The sequence below is a fragment of the Nostoc sp. genome (assembly GCF_036919615.1).
Taxonomy (GTDB): Bacteria; Cyanobacteriota; Cyanobacteriia; order Cyanobacteriales; family Nostocaceae; genus Nostoc.
Window position 1 is genome coordinate 57,562 of sequence record NZ_JBALCN010000059.1, and the last position, 16,779, is coordinate 74,340.

Sequence of the window (16,779 nt, forward strand, 5' to 3'; positions counted from 1 at the left end):
TCGATTTTGGATTTTGGATTTTGGATTGTGCTTCTTTGGTTCATGCTCCGCCTCTTGTCAGCGCAACAAATCTTAAATCATCAACTTAAAATCCACGAGGCCCAGCACCCTTGTAGTCGGGTTCAATCTAAAATCACAAATCTAAAATCCAAAATTGATTGATAATATTTTGGGTAGCCCGAAGTTTAACAGCTTTCCCGGCGGGAAAATCTGACGCGCTTCTGGTCGCCCAAGCTTTCATTTAATGACAGTTTGCACGTTATCCGCCCAAGCGGTCATTGCTGGCTGTAACTTTTCGTCCTCACGGCCCAAGTCTTAGTGTTTAAACTCGACGGCGCTTGGGTGGACGACAACCATTGTGAGGAATCGGGGTAATATCCCGAATCAGTGTAATTTCCAGTCCTGCTCCTTGAAGTGCCCGGATAGCGGTTTCTCTACCTGCTCCTGGCCCACTGACCATTACCTCAATTTGGCGCATTCCTTGATCAATGGCTCGACGGGCTGCACTTTCAGCAGCGGTTTGCGCTGCAAAGGGAGTTCCCTTTTTTGCTCCCTTAAAACCGCTAGAACCAGCACTAGCCCAGGAGATGACATCTCCATTTTGATCGGTAATGGTGACAATGCTATTGTTGAAAGTAGACTGGATGTAGGCCATCCCACTGGGTACATTCCGTTTCTGCTTCTTGCTCCCGGATTTTTTAGTTGGTTGTCTCGCCATACTTGTTTAGTTGATTTAAGGTAAAACTCGCTCGGATTAGCAAGCGTTGCAAAATTATTTCCCTGGAGCCTTCTTCTTCCCAGCTACTGTCTGCCTTCTTCCTCGACGGGTTCTGGCATTTGTGCGAGTTCTTTGGCCTCTGACTGGTAAGCCCATGCGATGACGACGCCCTCTGTAAGTACCAATGTCAACTAAGCGCTTGATGTTCAAAGACTCCAAGCGCCGCAAGTCGCCTTCAACTTGATAGTTGCTTTCTATTTCCCCTCGCAGGGCTGTCACATCGGCATCACTTAAGTCCTTAACGCGGGTGTCTGGGTTCACACCAGTAGCCGCTATAATTTCTTGAGAGCGTGATAATCCAATTCCGTAGATGTAAGTGAGACCGATCTCGACGCGCTTATCGCGTGGAAGGTCTACTCCGGCAATCCGTGCCACAATGAACTCTCCCTATTGTTCTCGCAATTACTGTTGGTTGGAAAAACGTGATTAATCGCGTCTTTTCGTTTTAATGATCATATGCGTCCTGCAACTCACTCTCTTGGTAAGAGTGTTATCCTTGACGTTGTTTGTGCTTGGGGTTCACGCAAATTACCATGACGCGACCACGACGTTTGATCACGTTGCACTTTTCACAGATTTTCTTGACTGAGGCTCTAACTTTCATGCCTTTTATTCTTTGACTCCAAATATAAAATTATAGCATTTCTAGGTAAATTAATCCAGTTAAATGACTAGCAAACAGTCAAAAAAATGGTTTTATGGTAAGATTCTCTACATATACTTACTTCTTTCGTAGTCGATAGGTAATTCTGCCTTTGGTCAAGTCGTAGGGAGTTAACTCTACCTTGACGCGATCGCCAGGCAAAATCTTGATATAATTGCGGCGAATCTTGCCAGAAATGTGTGCCAGCACGTTAAAGCCATTGTCCAAGTCAACGCGAAACATCGCATTGGGCAAGGACTCTGTAACTGTGCCTTCCATTTCAATCAAATCTTGTTTAGACAATTTGTTTTTTCCTCAACTCAACAATCTCGTGTTCAGTTGCAGCACTTGATCTGCAAGAGAACACACTTTAAGAAATATATCAACAGTTTATTAATATATCTTAGCTAAAATTGCTCTGTTTCTTGGTAGGGGGGAATGGGGGAGATCAGGGAGAAGGGGGAGAAAATATTACCGTTATCTCCCTTATCCTTGCTCATCTTTATAATCTCCATAATCATCAAGCGATTACCTTTTGGAGTTCACCAGTGACATCTTCTTGGGACTGATTACCATTTACTGTTAAAAGTTTTTGGCGATCGCGATAATAATCAATTAAGGGTGCAGTTTCAGTGCGGTACACTTCTAACCGACGACGAATCACCTCTTCGGTATCATCTTTTCGCCCTCTAGCTAGCAAACGTTCTACCACAACATCGTCTGGTGCATCTAGATTGACTACCTTTTCGCCACTCTGATGTATTGTTTCCAGCAATTCTTCTAGAAAAGCCGCTTGCGTCACTTTGCGGGGAAAACCATCAAGAATCCAACCATCATCTGCATCTGGTTGGTTGAGGCGCTCCTGTACCAAGTCCTGCACTAGCTGATCAGGGACTAAATCACCGCTATTTACATAGTTTTGAGCCTTGATTCCCAAAGGAGTTTGCTCTTTCATGGCTTGTCTTAATATTTCACCTGTAGAAACATGGGGAATATTCAAGTGTTCAGCCAAAGTTTGAGCTTGTGTTCCTTTACCAGCTCCAGGTGGTCCCAAGAAGATTAGTCGCGTCACTATTGTTTCACCATTCCTTCATAGCGCTGAGAGATGACGTAAGTTTGGATTTGTCTTGCCGTATCAATCGCCACACCAACCAGAATTAATAAAGAGGTAGCACCCAACCCCTTAAAGGTAGGTACTCCTAAAGCCCTTTCTACACCAGTTGGGATAATAGCAACCAGTCCCAAGAAGATCGCACCCAAAAAAGTGAGTCGATTAGACACGCGCTCGATATACTCACTAGTTGCTTTGCCGGGACGAATGCCAGGAATGCTAGAACCCATTTTTTTCAAGTTCTGCGCCACGTCTACCGGGTTGAGAATCAACGAAGAATAGAAATAGCTGAAGAAAATGATGGAAATCATGTAGACCAAGGCATAGACCCAAGAGCCAGAACCGCTTGGACTTAGATAAGTGTTAATTATATTTGCCAATTCGGCATTCTTGGCGAAATTGGCAATCAGCAGTGGCAAACTGAGGATGGCAGCAGCAAAAATAATTGGCATCACGCCGCCTTGATTTAGCCGCAAGGGTAAAAAGCTACGTTGCTCTGCCAAAACTCGACGACCTACTTGGCGACGAGCCGAAATAATCGGGATGCGGCGCATTCCTTCCTGCACAACCACAATACCAACAATGGTTGCCAAGAAAACTAAGATCAGTACTATCACGCGACCCACTGTTTCCCGACCGCCGATTTGCACCAAATCGATAGTATCACCTAAAGCTTTTGGTAATGACGCCACAATGTTGACAAAAATCAGCAGTGATGCACCATTCCCAATACCACGTTCTGTAATTAGTTCTGATGCCCACATGACGAACATGGAACCAGCAGTCAGAGCGATCGCGGTTTCAGCTATGAAGATTGGCCCTGGCTTTAAGGCAAATTGCTGGAGGAATAATGCCGAAAAAGCTGTACTTTGGATAATTGCCCAACCTACAGTCACATAGCGGGTAATTTGCGAAATTTTCCGCCGCCCCGCTTCACCTTCATTTTTCTGTAAATTTTCTAAAGATGGAATTGCAGCGGTAAGTAATTGGATAATAATAGACGCATTAATGAAGGGCAAAATTCCCAACGCAAAGACTCCCAAAGTCGAAAGTCCGCGTCCTGAAAATATATCCAATAAACCGAATACAGAATTATTTCCCGATATGGCTTCATGAAACCGTTCTCGATTAATTCCTGGAATGGGCAAAAAGATGCCCAGGCGAACCAAAATTAAAATACCGACGGTGACAAGCAGCCTACCTCTAAGCCCAGCTGCTTGTGCCATCTGCATAAAAGTTTCTTGAGCCGTTGGGGCTTTGTCTCGACTGATCATAGAGTGCTACCTTTATAGTGAACCAGGCTCTGACAGCGAGTTGGCTTGCATTTAAGTGCGCTGTTCCGGCTCACTCATAAGACTTCACAACTCCCACCAGCTGCCTCAATTTTGCTCCGAGCTGTACCTGTGAAAGCTGCCGCTTGTACCTTGAGCGGAGTGCTCAATTCCCCGTTACCTAAAATTTTCAATGGTCCCTTGATAGCAGTAAGGATACCTGCTGCTTTCAAAGAGGTCAAAGTTACTTCCGTATTTGCGGGAAGGGAGGCTAGCTTCTCTACATTAATCGTAGTGTAAATTTTCCGATTCACAATCGGAAAGCCCTTCAGCTTAGGTAAGCGGCGGTACAATGGCTGTTGACCACCTTCAAAACCGGGTCGAGTACCACTACCAGAGCGAGATTTTTGGCCTCGCATACCTAGACCAGCACTGGCACCTTGACCGGCAGAAATACCTCTAGCTACACGCTTCTTGCGTTTCTTTGAGCCTTTTTGCGGCTTAACATCGTTAAGTCTCATGATGTAATTAGTTCTTGTTTACACAAAAGCTTTATAGGTCAGACTCTACTAGATGTAGAGATTTTGAATAGGAATACCGCGATCTTCGGCGACTTCAGAAAGAGTACGCAGTGTAGATAAGGCGTTAACTGCGGCTCTAGCATTATTGAGTGGATTGTTGGAGCCAAGTTGCTTGGCTAAGACGTTACGAACTCCTGCCAATTCCAGCACAGTTCGCACAGCACCACCCGCAATTACCCCAGTACCAGGTGAGGCTGGACGCATAATCACCTTTGCACCACCACCGACACCATCAATGGGATGGGGGATGGAGTTGGATTTGGTGATTGGGATATCAATGAGGTGTTTTTTGCCGTCGGCTACGCCTTTTTTAACAGCACCAATTACATCTGAGGCTTTGCCTACTCCTACACCGACTTGACCGCGTTCGTTACCGACGACAACGATCGCTCGGAAGCTGAGTTTTTTACCTCCTTTAACAACCTTGCTCACACGCCGGATTTGGATAACCCGCTCTTGCCAAGTAGTTTCTTCTTTTTTGGCACGCTTTGTTCTACTTTTACGCTCTGTTGCCATAATTTATGCTCTAGTGAACGTCATTTGTGAGCCAGTGCGGTCTTCTCCCAAAGGAGAGGCTAGCGCCAAGGGGGTCTCCCCCATGAGTAACTGGCGAACCTGAAGGGTCAGTTGTCATTTGTCTTTTGTCATTTGTCCTTTGTCATTTGTTCAATGACTAATGACCATTGTACAGACGCGATTAATCGCGTCTCTAATGACCAATGACTTTAGAAATCTAAACCAGCCTCGCGGGCTGCATCAGCTAGTGCTTTGACACGACCATGATATAAGTTACCACCGCGATCAAAGACTACTTTGGTGATGCCTTTTTCTAGCGATCGCACTGCGATCAACTTACCAACTTGCACCGATGCGTCACAGTTTGCACATGACGCTAAACTAGATTTCAACTCTGGCTCCACAGTCGATGCTGCCACTATGGTTTGATGCTGAGTATCATCAATTACCTGGGCGTAAATATGCTCATTTGAACGAAATATCGCTAAACGCGGACGTTCTGGGGAGCCAATAACTTTGCCACGAACCCGTCGATGACGACGATTTTTTGATTCTCTACGAGTAAGTTTCATTTCTACTTCTTACCACCCTTACCAGTCTTACCAGCTTTCCGTCTGACCACTTCACCGGCATAGCGAATGCCTTTACCTTTGTAAGGTTCTGGTGGACGAACGGCACGAATTTTTGCAGCTGTGTTACCGACTATTTCTTTGTCATAGCCGCTGACAATGACGTTAGTGGTCCCTTCTACTGCAAACTGAATTCCATCTGGGGGAACAATTTGCACCTGATGGCTGTAACCCATATTTAAAACTAGGTTACGCCCTTGAATTTGTGCCCTGTAACCAACACCTTGAATTTCCAAACGGCGCTGAAAACCTTGGGAAACTCCCTCTACCATATTGGCAACTAAAGTTCGACTCAAGCCGTGCAGCTGCTTTGAGGTACGAGTTTCATCCCGACGATTTACGTGTAATATTTCTCCCTCTTGGGAGAGTGAGACATTAGCTGTGAGAGTGCGAGAAAGTTCTCCTTTCGGGCCTTTCACCACAATATTCGGACCATCGATCGCCACTTGGACTTTGGCGGGAATAGTAATTGGACGTTTACCAATACGAGACATGACTTTTGTCCTTTATCCTGTTATGAGTTATGAGTTATGAGTTATGAGTTTTGATAACTAACTTTTCACTCCTGACTCCTAACTCCTCACTTCTGGTGACTACCAAACGTAACAAAGCACTTCGCCACCCAAGTTCTGACGCCGCGCTTCGCGGTCAGTCATAATCCCACTGGATGTAGAAATAATCGCAATGCCAATGCCACCTAGTACCCTTGGTAATTCTTTTCTATTGGAGTAAACACGCAAGCCAGGCTTACTCACTCGCTTTAAGGCGGTGATCAGAGGCTGACGGTTTTTACCCTTGTATTTCAGGGAAATCACTAGATTGCGCTTTACCCCTTCTTCTGCTTCTTCGATTTCAGCAATAAAGCCTTCCTCCCGCAGTACTTTGGCAATACTCCGGGTCATTTTTGTCGCTGGCACTTGTGTAGTTTGATGCCGCGCCAGGTTGGCATTGCGGATGCGCGTCAGCATATCTGCAATTGTATCGTTAGCCGCCATCGTTCCCTCTATAGATGAACTTATTGATCGCGAAAGGGCATTCCTAATTCTTTAAGTAAGGCGCGGCCCTCTTCGTCGTTTTTTGCTGTGGTGATGATGGAAATATCCATTCCACGCACTTGATCAACGCTGTCGTACTCGACTTCTGGAAAAATTAGCTGTTCTCTCACACCCAGAGTGTAGTTACCGCGTCCGTCAAAGCTTTTAGGGCTAACGCCGCGAAAATCTCGAATTCTGGGTAGTGATAGGCTAACCAGTCGGTCGAAAAAGGCATACATCCGTTCGGCTCTGAGGGTAACCATGATTCCCACAGGCATCCCTTGACGAATTTTAAAGCCAGCGATCGCCTTTTTTGCCCGCGTCACCACTGGTTTTTGACCTGTTACCAGCGAAATTTCATTTATGGATGCTTCCAGCGACTTCGCATTTTGAGCTGCTTCACCCAAACCTCGGTTAATAGTAACCTTTACCAACTTCGGTACTTGATGAACGTTGGTATATTGAAACTGATTGATCAGTTTGGGGACGATTGTCTCTTGATATAAGCTTTTGAGTCTTGTTGTCGCCATAGTTTTTTGTCCTGATATCCCTGGGCTTGGTCAGGGAACTTTTAATTTTGGATTTTAGATTTTGGATTTTGGATTAAATTTAAAATCTAAAATCTCAAGTTGGCTAATTCTTATTTATCAAGAAGTTCACCAGTTTTCTTGAGTTTTCTGACTTTTTTGCCTTCTGGCGTAAAGGTATAACAAACACGACTGGCAACGTTTTGCTTGGTGGAATAAAGCATCACGTTGGAGCTATGAATCGGGAATTCCTGGGTGATAATCCGCCCTGATTCCCCTTCTTGCTGGGGTTTGACGTGCTTGGTTTTAATGTTGACACCTTTGACGATAACTTTACTCAGTTGGGGAAGTGCCTGGACAATTTCACCAACTTTTCCTTTGTCTTTCCCAGCAATCACTTGTACGGTGTCGCCAGTTTTGACGTGCATTTTGTGGAATACTTTGGGCGTACCCTGTTTGGTTGCCATTAAAGCACCTCCGGAGCCAGAGAGACAATTTTGGTAAAGTTTTTATCGCGCAGTTCCCGGGCTACTGGGCCAAAAACCCGTGTGCCTCTGGGGTTGCCGTCTTTGTTGATGATTACAGCAGCGTTATCATCAAAGCGAATACTCATGCCGCTGTCACGACTTACAGCTTTCCGAGTCCGGACAATTACTGCTTCCACGACATCAGACTTTTTTACAGCCATGTTGGGTGTAGCATCTTTGACAACAGCGATAATTTTATCACCGATAAAACCATAACGGCGGTTGCCTCCACCTAAGATGCGGATGCACATTAGTTTTCGGGCGCCGCTGTTATCTGCGACATTCAGGTAAGTCTGGGGTTGAATCACAATTATTCTCCCTTGTAATGTTGTTAGAAACTAACAACGATGAGGTTTAAGTAGGTTTGACGTTCAGGACTTCTGTGATTTTCCAGCGCTTGGTTTTACTCAGGGGTCTAGTTTCCTGAATGCGAACGCGATCGCCTACTTTACACTTATTTTCTTCGTCGTGAACTTTATATCTTTGGGTGTTAACTACAATCTTGCCGTACTTGGGGTGAGGGGCGCGGTTTTCTATGGCAACTACCACAGTTTTTTGCATTTTATCGCTCACTACCAAGCCAACTCGTTCTTTGACTGCCATAATCTCCTACTTTTCTTCTTTAGCCAATTGAATTGCTGCCCGTTTGCGTTCGGTTTCTACCGTCAGCAATTGAGCTAGGCGGTGGCGGATCTGTTTAAACTGGTGAGGCTTTTCTAGTTGTCTGGTGGCTTTTTGCAAGCGCAACTGAAATAGTTGTCTTTTGATCGCGACAATTTCCTCAGAGAGTTTATCGTCACTTAATTCTCTAGCTTCTGAAATCTTGGGAAGAGGCATAACCTACTCCTGCTCCTGTGGTTGAGAGCGCACAATAAACTTGGTTTTTATGGGCAGTTTAAATGAAGCCAAACGCATAGCTTCACGGGCGATTTCTTCAGTCACCCCAGCGATTTCAAACAAAATTCGCCCTGGCTTGACTACAGCTACCCAAAACTCTGGCGAACCTTTACCGGAACCCATCCGGGTTTCAGCGGGACGCATGGTTACAGGTTTATCAGGGAAAATCCGAATCCAGATTTGTCCACCCCGGCGAATATAACGGGTCATTGCCCTACGAGAAGCCTCGATTTGTCGGGAGGTAATCCAAGCGGGTTCTTGAGCTTGGAGTGCAAAATCACCGAAGTTGAGGGTGCTGCCACGGGTGGCTAGTCCCTCCATCCGTCCGCGCTGTTGTTTGCGGAATTTAGTTCTTCTAGGACTTAACATGATTGGCTACTAGGTGCTAGGGATTGAGGATTAGGGATTGGGGATTAGGGATTGGGGATTGAGTGTAATTCTTACCCAGTCCCTAGTCCCCAGCCCCCAGCTCCGATTTACCCTTCATTTGAGCGGTCTTCAAATTGCTGGCGACGACGTTGTTGTTGACGACGACGGGGTTCACGTTCGCGATCGCGGGGATCGCGATCGCGGGTTGCTGGTGGTAATGGAGTTTCTTCCTGTCCAGGAATAATCTCTCCTTTAAACACCCATACTTTGATGCCCAAAATGCCGTAAACAGTTTTTGCCGTGCAATAAGAGTAGTCAATGTCAGCCCGTAAGGTATGTAAAGGTACTCTACCTTCACGAGTCCACTCTGTCCGGGCAATTTCTGCACCGTTGAGCCGACCGCTGACTTGGATTTTAATACCTTGGACACCAGCGCGTTGGGCACGCTGAATCGATTGCCGCACTACCCGCCGAAAGGAAACCCGGCGTTCCAATTGTTGAGCAATGTATTCGGCAATTAGGTAGGCATCAGCATCAACTCGTTGGACTTCAACTACGTTGATCCGAATTTGACGATTGCTACCCAACAGTCCTTGGAGTCCGGTACGTAAAGATTCGATACCTTGTCCACCACGACCCACGACTACGCCTGGTCTTGCTGTACGTACTTCTAGGTCGATTTGGTCAGCTTTACGCTCAATCCGCACCTCGGAAATTCCGGCGTTATTTTGAGCGAGTCTACCCAGCTTTTGTTCTATGTATTGACGCAGTTTGTAGTCTTCTTGTAGAAGTTCTGGATAGCGTTCAGGAACAGCAAACCAACGGGATTGATGTTCATGTGTAATACCCAGGCGAAAACCAACTGGATGAATCTTCTGTCCCACGAATGCTTCCTCTAAAATTTCTTACTTTACGCAATTTATTCGGGTAAAAAAAGCTTATTTTTCTGGGGCAGCTGCAACAGCCACAGTAATATGACACGTTGGCTTGCGAATTTGGTAAGCTCGACCTTGCGCCCTTGGCTGGAACCGCTTCAATGGCGGCCCTTGATCGGCGTATGCCTGAGTAATCACTAGTTGAGTCCGATCTAGCCCAGCGTTATGTTCGGCATTGGCAGCAGCGCTTCTGAGAACCTTCAATATGGGTTCAGTGGCGCGATAAGGCATGAATTCTAGAATGATTAGCGCTTCTCGGTACGATCGCCCCCGGATTTGATCGAGGACGCGACGCACTTTGTAGGCCGAGATGCGGATAAAACGAGCGATCGCTTTTACTTCAGTAGTATCATTAGCCATAATTTTCTCCAATTTTGTCATTTGTCATTTATCATTTGTCACTTGTCTTTAGCTAATGACTAATGACTTCACAACTAATGACTACCTACCTGCTTTTTTGTCGCTTTTTCCATGACCCCTGTAGGTGCGTGTCGGGGCAAATTCACCCAACTTGTGTCCCACCATCTGTTCATTTACAAAAACTGGAACGTGTTGGCGTCCGTTGTGAACAGCTATGGTATGACCTACCATTAGAGGCAAAATTGTCGAAGCTCGTGACCAAGTTTTAATAACTTCTTTTCTGTTGTTGTCGTTGAGCTTTTCAATTTTCTTTAGGAGATGATCCGCAACAAAAGGACCTTTTTTTAGAGAACGACCCATAGTTCAATTTTGGATTTTGGATTTTGGATTTTGGATTTAGAATTTCGGATTTTGGATGATTAGGTATCTCACTGGGGTGGAAAATTTTAGAATCTTAATTAAGTAGACCCCAATCTAAAATCTAAAATCCAAAATCTAAAATTCTATGATTCACGACCACCGCGACCGCGTTTAGAAGACTTACGGCGACGACGTATAATCAATTTGCTGCTGAGTTTCTTGCGATTGCGTGTCTTCGCACCCAATGTGGGTTTACCCCAAGGTGTTACAGGTCCAGATCTACCGATAGGTGCCCTACCTTCACCACCACCATGTGGGTGATCAACGGGGTTCATGACACTACCTCTAACCTTAGGACGGCGACCTTTCCAGCGATTTCGTCCGGCTTTTCCTGCACTTAGGTTTCTAGCATCGGTGTTGCCTACTTGCCCAATGGTGGCGTAGGACTCGCGTCGAATCAAGCGGACTTCTCCTGAAGGCAACTTGAGAGTTACATAATTACCTTCTTTTGCCACGACTTGGGCGCTAGCACCAGCGGCTCGGACAATTTGACCACCTTTACCAGGAGTCAGTTCTACGTTGTGGACACTAGTACCCAAGGGAATCTTCCAGAGCGGTAAGGCATTACCATCTTCAAAGGGAGCTTCAGGTCCAGAAATAACTATTGTTCCAACTTTCAAACCGTTGGGGTGGAGGATGTACCGTTTTTCGCCGTCTTGGTAATACAAAAGGGCAATTCGGGCATTGCGGTTAGGATCATATTCAATCGCTGCGACTTTGGCAGGAATATTATGTTTATCCCTTTTAAAATCGATGATCCGGTAAAGCTGTTTGTGTCCGCCACCCCGGCGACGACTAGTAATTCGCCCGTGATTATTCCGACCTTTGGCGCGATGCTTCGAGGTTGTTAAAGATTTCTCTGGCTCGGTTTTTGTAACTTCTGCAAAGTCAGAGACTGTAACTTGGCGAGTGCTGGGGGTATAAGGGCGATAAGAACGAGTACCCATATTTTTAAGTGCTGAGTGCTGTTAGCGGATAGCTATGGTTTAGCCCGTGCTGAGTTTGAAATTTTGAGTGCTGAGTTTTGAGCGTAGTAACTCCTAACTTTTAACTCCTAACTTCTAACTTTGTTAGACTTCTGGGAATAGAACTTGTCTAATCTTGTCTTCATCCCCAGGTGCGACGGTAACAATGGCTCGCTTATATTGGGGTTTATAACCAATAAATTTACCAACGCGCCGCTTTTTACGCGGTGGTAGGATGGTGTTGACTTTTACAACCTTGACCTGAAACAAGTCTTCGATCGCAGCCTTGATTTCTGGCTTAGATGCCTTTGGAATTACTTCAAAGGTGTACTTGTTCTGCTCCATCAAGATAGTCGCTTTCTCGGTGACAATTGGGCGACGCACTAAGTCAGCAAGATCACGGGGGTCAAAGCTAGGCACTGTAGACCTCCTGAATTTTTTCTAAGGCTGATGCCGTAACTACAATTTTGTCAGCGTGCAGTAAATCAAAAACATTTAGCTGGTCGGCTGCAATTAGTTTTAAATTTTCAATGTTGCGGGCTGACAAATAAACGTTATCTGTATCCGCAATCTCAGACAAAATTAACAGTGACTTACTTTCTGGTACCACTCCCCAACGGGCAAGTGCTGCCACTAATTCTTTAGTCTTCGGGCGAGATAGCTCGGCGCTAAATTCTTCTACTACAATCAAATCGTCAACGCGACCGACAAATGCTGTCCGCAGTGCTAAACGTCGCTCTTTGCGGTTCAACTTGAGATTGAAGTCTCTGGGCTTTGGCCCAAAGATTACACCACCACCACGCCATAGTGGTGAACGAATAGACCCTGCACGAGCGCGACCAGTCCCTTTTTGTCGCCAAGGTTTACGTCCGCCACCTCTGACTTCAGAACGAGTTTTTGTACTGGCATTTCCTTGACGAGCATTAGTCAATTGCCGTACTAAGGCGCGATGCACAATATGAGACGCTGTTTGTTCCTTGGCAACGCGCAACTCGAAGGTCGTCTCGCCGACCTGTTCTCCTTGCCAATTTTTAACTACGCTTTCAACCATCTTTGTTATCTGTCCTTTGTCATTTGTGAGCCACTGCGGTCTTAGGGTCTCCCCAAGTGAAGCACGTGGCGTCATTTGTCATTGGTCTTTTGCCATTTGTCCTTAGCCAATGACTACTGACTAATGACCCTTTGGGTTCGCCAGTTACTCATGGGGGAAACTCCCTTGGCGCTAGCCTCTCCCTTTGGGAGAAGACCGCACTGGCTCACTTTTAACTAATGACTTTTGACTATCCCACTACTTTTGCCGGCACAACACTCACCAGAGCACCCGGTTTACCAGGAATGGCTCCCTTAATTAGCAATAAGTTGCGTTCTGGGTCAACTCGCACTATGGTCAGCTTGCGGATTGTGATCCGTTTTCCACCTAAACGCCCTGCCATCCGCTTACCTGGATAGACACGACCTGGTGTTGTACCAGCACCAATCGAACCGGGCGCTCTGTGGTTTTTGGAACCGTGTGACATGGGCCCCCGACCAAAGTTGTTGCGCTTCTGGTTACCGGCAAAGCCGCGACCAATGCTTGTGCCGACTACATCGACAATTTGACCTGCACTAAAAATATCTGCTTTAATCTGTTGACCTAAAGCATAATCACTAGAGCTATCGGTGTGATATTCATTTAAGTGACGCAATGCTGGGGCAGATGATTTAGCCAAATGACCCAGTAGTGGTCTGTTAAGTGCCTTTGGTTTGACTTCGCCATAACCAACTTGAATGGCAAAGTAACCGTCAGTTTGTTTCGTTTTAACTTGTGTAACAGTGCATGGCCCTGCTTGAATGACAGTCACAGGAATGGCTACTCCTGCTTCGTCAAATATTTGGGTCATGCCCAGCTTGGTGCCGAGAATACCTACAGACACAGTAACTGGTTCTCCTTTCTATTTGCTGACCTTGGAATTGGACTCTAGAGGACACGCTTTGTACGCATCAATTTAGGCTGCGTTAGCCTACGAAACTTGGAATGGTTTAAATAAACCGCTCCAAATGCTTTGGGACACAACAAACCGTGTCCGTACTGCTTGGTGAATCTGTTTAGCTTCACTCACTAGATCACCAGAACAGGCACAAGTCCCTTCCCAATGGGAAGGAGTAACTTTTGGAATCAATGCAATGCGCTACAGCTTAAGCTGTGTGCAGCAATGCTTTCGTCCAAGCAATTGCTCTAGCACTTTCTGGAGGCAGCGCTGTCGGCGGGTTTTCCGATTTATATCCGCCCGAAGGGCGGCTTCCCGGAGGTTGGCTACTGCCGTGTTGCAGTTGGACTTAAGCGGTTTATACCGCCCAGTATCCGTTAACTGAGACTGACGTAATGCCATGAAACCAACATTGCTGCTCAGTTTTTACTTCCTTAAACACCTTAAACGATCGTTTAAGATTTTGCCTGCTTTTTCAGAGGCACAGGAGTAAATGTACTCTGGAGCTTAGGATTAACTTTGCTTGTTTGTCCATAAACTCCAATCGTGACCTGAAAACTTTCTTAGTTTACCAGTCTATGATCAATCTGAGTTAGATTATCCAGTTTGGATTTAGTCATCAGTTTTTGATGCTAACACTACCTCAGAATGACAGTAAGAAGGCAACTTAATTTGCGTGTTTGGTCACAATCTAATAATATAAATTATTTATTTATATTTGTCTAGTAGTTTGTAGAGCTATTTTTGGGGAATGGGGATTGGGGAAGACAAGGGGACAAGGAAAATAACCATGCCCAATGCCCAAAGAAAATGCTTTAACTTAATCTATCGGTTCAGGGTAAATAATAGAGATATCTAAGTGGGATAAGACGAAAATCTATGGCACTAATTACCACTGGCAACGGTTTGATCCGCGATCTGGAAAAATTTGGCGCTCTGGGAGTGTATATACCTCTGGAAGGGGGTTATGAAGGTCGATATCAGCGCCGACTACGCGCAGCTGGCTATACCACCCTCCACATTACTGCTAAGGGGCTGGGCGATGTAGCTGCGTATCTCACAAGAATTCATGGAGTCAGACCTCCTCATCTTGGTAAAAAAAGTACTGGTACTGGTGCGGCAGTAGGTCATGTGTACTATTTACCACCAATTCTCAATTATCATCTAGAACAGCTACCACCAAAGTCAAAAGGGCTGGTCTTATGGATTATTGAAGGGCATATTCTTTCCAATGAGGAACTTGAGTATTTAACGAATTTGCCTCAGCTAGAACCGCGAGTGAGAGTAATCATTGAGAGAGGTGGCGATCGCGCCTTCCGTTGGACTTCTCTAGAAAAAACTCTGTTAGCTAGCTAACATCTATAAAAGTGAGGAGTGAGGAGTTAAAAATTTAAAACTCCTAACAGACGCGATTAACCGCGTTTCTACTCCTAACTCCTGTACAGACGCGATTAATCGCGTCTCTACTCATAATTCTCTCAGCATTTCAATAATGCTGAGTCGAAAACCACAAGATGCAAATAACCGCCGTGAAGCCTCGTTAGCAATTGCTGTATCTAGACGAATCTGCTTGACGCCCATCTGATGAAAGCGTTCAACACTTAGCATTACCATCTGCCGCGCAATTCCGTTTTGACGATATTCCGGCTCAACCCAGATATCATGAATAAAGGCAAATTCCTGTAACCGATAAATTGGTATTTCTCGTTCAATTGTTGCTACTAGAAAAGCTACAAGTTGCCCTTCATTTTCAGATACTAGAAATATACTGCGTACGCTGGAAGTGTCGGCAAAGCGATCGCTATTTGCCAAACGCGTCAACCATTGTTCATAACGCTGTTCTGGATTCGGTAGAAAACCATATTTGGCGGAATCCCAAGACTCATGCAAAGCACAAATTTTGGCAACCATTGGTAAAACTGCGGGTACGTCAGCTGTTGTGGCGGGGCGGATCAGCATAGGTTCTGGAATTGGTTGCAAAAACGGTATAAGTGGGTATCTGAAATTGTCCACAATGCGATACCTACGGCGGGCTGCGCCTACGCACTGCCAAAGTATTAACTGTAAACTCTCAGCAATCAAGTTTCAGTTCAATCAAAAGAATTACCTGTCACCACTGTAGTTATACAAAGCAACAATTAAAGGATGGGAAGCGAAAAGCTGCATTGCTATTGTGGCAAAACAATTACATAGCTAAAAGAAATTCCAGCTATGGAATATTAGACCATTTTTTTGGCTTGCCCCTGTGGCTACAAACCTCTTGTTGCGGTCAGGTGCTTTGGGCTTATAATGAAGCACATTTGAACTTCTTGGAAGGCTATGTTCAATCAAGGTTGCGAGAACGTTTGCCAGATGAGACATTAGGCTGGCACAATGGCAGTCTTGCCAGTCGCCTACCCCGATGGATCAAGCTGACGCAACATCAGGAAAAAGTTTTACAGAAAATTCAACAGTTAAAGCAGAGGTTGTAATGAAAGCTTTAATCCTGTTGATGAGCGAATTTATAGCGGTTCTTGAATGGAAGCAATATACAATAAGGGCACAGCATTGCTGTACCCCTACGAATTGTCTGTATTCTATACAATTGAGAACCGCTATATAACCATTCACAGGCAATTACAGTCAAGAATAGGCATACTGAAAGAAGGAGAAAACTTTAGACCACTCCCTGCCAAATGGCGTGAAGGTGATTAAGCAACAATGAGACGTAAACCCACTGGTAAATCAGCTACTACTTCTAAACCCTCTATTTTCCAATCCCCAATGTTTAACCTCTTCACTATCGCAATTATGGGAGGGGTATTGATTTTGGGAATTGGGATTGGTATTGCCTTTAGTTCTACAACCACGTTGGCCCCATCAAATGTGGCTTCCCGTGAATTTATTGACACCAAAGCACCAAATCCTGAAATTTGTGTACAGTACGGAGCCAGCGCGATGGTGATGGACGCTAGACTGTTCGTCACTCTCAACCCCTTTAATGTCTATGTTGCCCAGCCAAGTATGCGTCCGGGATGTGTGATCCGACAAAATAACTGGGCGCTTTTAGAGCAACGTAAGCTGGTGACATCTGAGCAGGTAAATGAGTGCAAAAATCGCCTGAACACCTTTGGCTTTACAGGTAACTTGGACAGTGACAAACCTGATATTAGGTGCATATATCAGAATGAAGCTGCTCAAAACTTCTTCACGGCTCAACCAGGAGCGGTTGGATCACCTCAAGAAACGGACAGATTTTAGATTTGGGAA

The 16,779-nt window shown here is 45.4% G+C and carries 29 protein-coding genes; 3 read left to right on the top strand and 26 right to left on the bottom strand.

Annotated elements, in window-relative coordinates:
• Positions 1-322 precede the first annotated feature (322 nt).
• The 25 genes from rpsK to V7K48_RS18165 all read right to left on the bottom strand — a co-directional run bounded on the left by rpsK (position 323) and on the right by V7K48_RS18165 (position 13,932).
• Complete coding sequence (gene rpsK, locus V7K48_RS18045) at positions 323-718, bottom strand: 30S ribosomal protein S11 (protein WP_012410703.1); 396 nt, start codon at positions 716-718, stop codon at positions 323-325.
• A 54-nt stretch (positions 719-772) separates the two neighbouring features.
• The gene (rpsM, locus tag V7K48_RS18050; protein WP_069070762.1) at positions 773-1,153 is read right to left on the bottom strand and encodes a 30S ribosomal protein S13; all 381 of its coding nucleotides are present in this window, start codon (positions 1,151-1,153) and stop codon (positions 773-775) included.
• 115 nt (positions 1,154-1,268) lie between these two features.
• Entirely contained in the window at positions 1,269-1,382 is a 114-nt protein-coding gene (gene rpmJ, locus V7K48_RS18055) for a 50S ribosomal protein L36 (RefSeq protein ID WP_015129703.1), read from the bottom strand.
• 117 nt (positions 1,383-1,499) lie between these two features.
• Complete coding sequence (gene infA / locus V7K48_RS18060) at positions 1,500-1,724, bottom strand: translation initiation factor IF-1 (protein WP_006276978.1); 225 nt, start codon at positions 1,722-1,724, stop codon at positions 1,500-1,502.
• Positions 1,725-1,941: 217 nt separating this feature from the next.
• A complete protein-coding gene (locus V7K48_RS18065) occupies positions 1,942-2,493 on the bottom strand; it encodes an adenylate kinase (RefSeq protein WP_335074633.1) in 552 nt (183 codons plus the stop codon).
• Entirely contained in the window at positions 2,493-3,806 is a 1,314-nt protein-coding gene (secY, locus tag V7K48_RS18070; protein ID WP_335074634.1) for a preprotein translocase subunit SecY, read from the bottom strand. The genes V7K48_RS18065 and secY overlap by 1 nt, the downstream gene beginning before the upstream one ends.
• Before the next feature lie 74 nt (positions 3,807-3,880).
• On the bottom strand, positions 3,881-4,324 hold the full coding sequence (gene rplO / locus V7K48_RS18075) for a 50S ribosomal protein L15 (RefSeq protein ID WP_334979417.1): 444 nt from the start codon (positions 4,322-4,324) through the stop codon (positions 3,881-3,883).
• A 48-nt stretch (positions 4,325-4,372) separates the two neighbouring features.
• Entirely contained in the window at positions 4,373-4,900 is a 528-nt protein-coding gene (gene rpsE / locus V7K48_RS18080) for a 30S ribosomal protein S5 (protein ID WP_094328453.1), read from the bottom strand.
• Positions 4,901-5,109: 209 nt separating this feature from the next.
• Complete coding sequence (gene rplR, locus V7K48_RS18085) at positions 5,110-5,472, bottom strand: 50S ribosomal protein L18 (protein ID WP_335074635.1); 363 nt, start codon at positions 5,470-5,472, stop codon at positions 5,110-5,112.
• A 2-nt stretch (positions 5,473-5,474) separates the two neighbouring features.
• Positions 5,475-6,023 carry a 50S ribosomal protein L6 gene (gene rplF / locus V7K48_RS18090; RefSeq protein WP_335074636.1) on the bottom strand — a complete coding sequence of 183 codons (549 nt, stop codon included), beginning with the start codon at positions 6,021-6,023 and terminating at the stop codon, positions 5,475-5,477.
• 99 nt (positions 6,024-6,122) lie between these two features.
• Positions 6,123-6,524 carry a 30S ribosomal protein S8 gene (rpsH, locus tag V7K48_RS18095; protein ID WP_109011927.1) on the bottom strand — a complete coding sequence of 134 codons (402 nt, stop codon included), beginning with the start codon at positions 6,522-6,524 and terminating at the stop codon, positions 6,123-6,125.
• Positions 6,525-6,544: 20 nt separating this feature from the next.
• The gene (gene rplE / locus V7K48_RS18100; protein ID WP_334979413.1) at positions 6,545-7,093 is read right to left on the bottom strand and encodes a 50S ribosomal protein L5; all 549 of its coding nucleotides are present in this window, start codon (positions 7,091-7,093) and stop codon (positions 6,545-6,547) included.
• Positions 7,094-7,203: 110 nt separating this feature from the next.
• On the bottom strand, positions 7,204-7,557 hold the full coding sequence (rplX, locus tag V7K48_RS18105; protein ID WP_335074637.1) for a 50S ribosomal protein L24: 354 nt from the start codon (positions 7,555-7,557) through the stop codon (positions 7,204-7,206).
• Entirely contained in the window at positions 7,557-7,925 is a 369-nt protein-coding gene (gene rplN, locus V7K48_RS18110) for a 50S ribosomal protein L14 (RefSeq protein WP_069070772.1), read from the bottom strand. The genes rplX and rplN overlap by 1 nt, the downstream gene beginning before the upstream one ends.
• A gap of 46 nt (positions 7,926-7,971) precedes the next feature.
• Positions 7,972-8,220, bottom strand: coding sequence for a 30S ribosomal protein S17 (gene rpsQ, locus V7K48_RS18115; protein WP_100901244.1), 249 nt, complete (start codon positions 8,218-8,220; stop codon positions 7,972-7,974).
• Between the two features lie 6 nt (positions 8,221-8,226).
• Complete coding sequence (gene rpmC / locus V7K48_RS18120) at positions 8,227-8,454, bottom strand: 50S ribosomal protein L29 (RefSeq protein ID WP_335074638.1); 228 nt, start codon at positions 8,452-8,454, stop codon at positions 8,227-8,229.
• Between the two features lie 3 nt (positions 8,455-8,457).
• Positions 8,458-8,883, bottom strand: coding sequence for a 50S ribosomal protein L16 (gene rplP, locus V7K48_RS18125; protein WP_335074639.1), 426 nt, complete (start codon positions 8,881-8,883; stop codon positions 8,458-8,460).
• A 107-nt stretch (positions 8,884-8,990) separates the two neighbouring features.
• Positions 8,991-9,767 carry a 30S ribosomal protein S3 gene (gene rpsC, locus V7K48_RS18130; protein ID WP_335074640.1) on the bottom strand — a complete coding sequence of 259 codons (777 nt, stop codon included), beginning with the start codon at positions 9,765-9,767 and terminating at the stop codon, positions 8,991-8,993.
• A 54-nt stretch (positions 9,768-9,821) separates the two neighbouring features.
• Complete coding sequence (gene rplV / locus V7K48_RS18135) at positions 9,822-10,178, bottom strand: 50S ribosomal protein L22 (protein WP_196518347.1); 357 nt, start codon at positions 10,176-10,178, stop codon at positions 9,822-9,824.
• Positions 10,179-10,259: 81 nt separating this feature from the next.
• Positions 10,260-10,538 (bottom strand): 30S ribosomal protein S19, encoded by a 279-nt coding sequence (rpsS, locus tag V7K48_RS18140; RefSeq protein WP_012410721.1) that lies wholly within the window; start codon positions 10,536-10,538, stop codon positions 10,260-10,262.
• A 143-nt stretch (positions 10,539-10,681) separates the two neighbouring features.
• Positions 10,682-11,545, bottom strand: a complete 864-nt coding sequence (rplB, locus tag V7K48_RS18145; protein WP_335074641.1) for a 50S ribosomal protein L2 — start codon at positions 11,543-11,545, stop codon at positions 10,682-10,684.
• Between the two features lie 123 nt (positions 11,546-11,668).
• The gene (locus tag V7K48_RS18150; protein ID WP_094349089.1) at positions 11,669-11,983 is read right to left on the bottom strand and encodes a 50S ribosomal protein L23; all 315 of its coding nucleotides are present in this window, start codon (positions 11,981-11,983) and stop codon (positions 11,669-11,671) included.
• A complete protein-coding gene (rplD, locus tag V7K48_RS18155) occupies positions 11,976-12,614 on the bottom strand; it encodes a 50S ribosomal protein L4 (protein ID WP_335074642.1) in 639 nt (212 codons plus the stop codon). The genes V7K48_RS18150 and rplD overlap by 8 nt, the downstream gene beginning before the upstream one ends.
• Before the next feature lie 229 nt (positions 12,615-12,843).
• On the bottom strand, positions 12,844-13,476 hold the full coding sequence (rplC, locus tag V7K48_RS18160; protein WP_334979401.1) for a 50S ribosomal protein L3: 633 nt from the start codon (positions 13,474-13,476) through the stop codon (positions 12,844-12,846).
• A gap of 255 nt (positions 13,477-13,731) precedes the next feature.
• A complete protein-coding gene (locus V7K48_RS18165) occupies positions 13,732-13,932 on the bottom strand; it encodes a hypothetical protein (protein ID WP_335074643.1) in 201 nt (66 codons plus the stop codon).
• A gap of 477 nt (positions 13,933-14,409) precedes the next feature.
• On the opposite strand from V7K48_RS18165, the gene V7K48_RS18170 reads away from it, so the two are divergent.
• Positions 14,410-14,886, top strand: a complete 477-nt coding sequence (locus V7K48_RS18170) for an NAD(P)H-quinone oxidoreductase subunit N (RefSeq protein ID WP_335074644.1) — start codon at positions 14,410-14,412, stop codon at positions 14,884-14,886.
• Positions 14,887-14,997: 111 nt separating this feature from the next.
• Here V7K48_RS18170 and V7K48_RS18175 read toward each other — a convergent pair whose 3' ends face one another.
• Entirely contained in the window at positions 14,998-15,543 is a 546-nt protein-coding gene (locus V7K48_RS18175) for a GNAT family N-acetyltransferase (RefSeq protein WP_335074645.1), read from the bottom strand.
• 158 nt (positions 15,544-15,701) lie between these two features.
• Between V7K48_RS18175 and V7K48_RS18180 the strand changes: the two genes are divergently transcribed.
• Together V7K48_RS18180 and V7K48_RS18185 are read left to right on the top strand one after the other, a co-directional pair.
• Positions 15,702-16,001: a hypothetical protein gene (locus V7K48_RS18180; RefSeq protein WP_335074646.1), complete on the top strand. Its 300-nt coding sequence runs from the start codon at positions 15,702-15,704 to the stop codon at positions 15,999-16,001.
• 229 nt (positions 16,002-16,230) lie between these two features.
• On the top strand, positions 16,231-16,770 hold the full coding sequence (locus V7K48_RS18185) for a DUF3172 domain-containing protein (RefSeq protein WP_334979390.1): 540 nt from the start codon (positions 16,231-16,233) through the stop codon (positions 16,768-16,770).
• Positions 16,771-16,779: the final 9 nt, after the last annotated feature.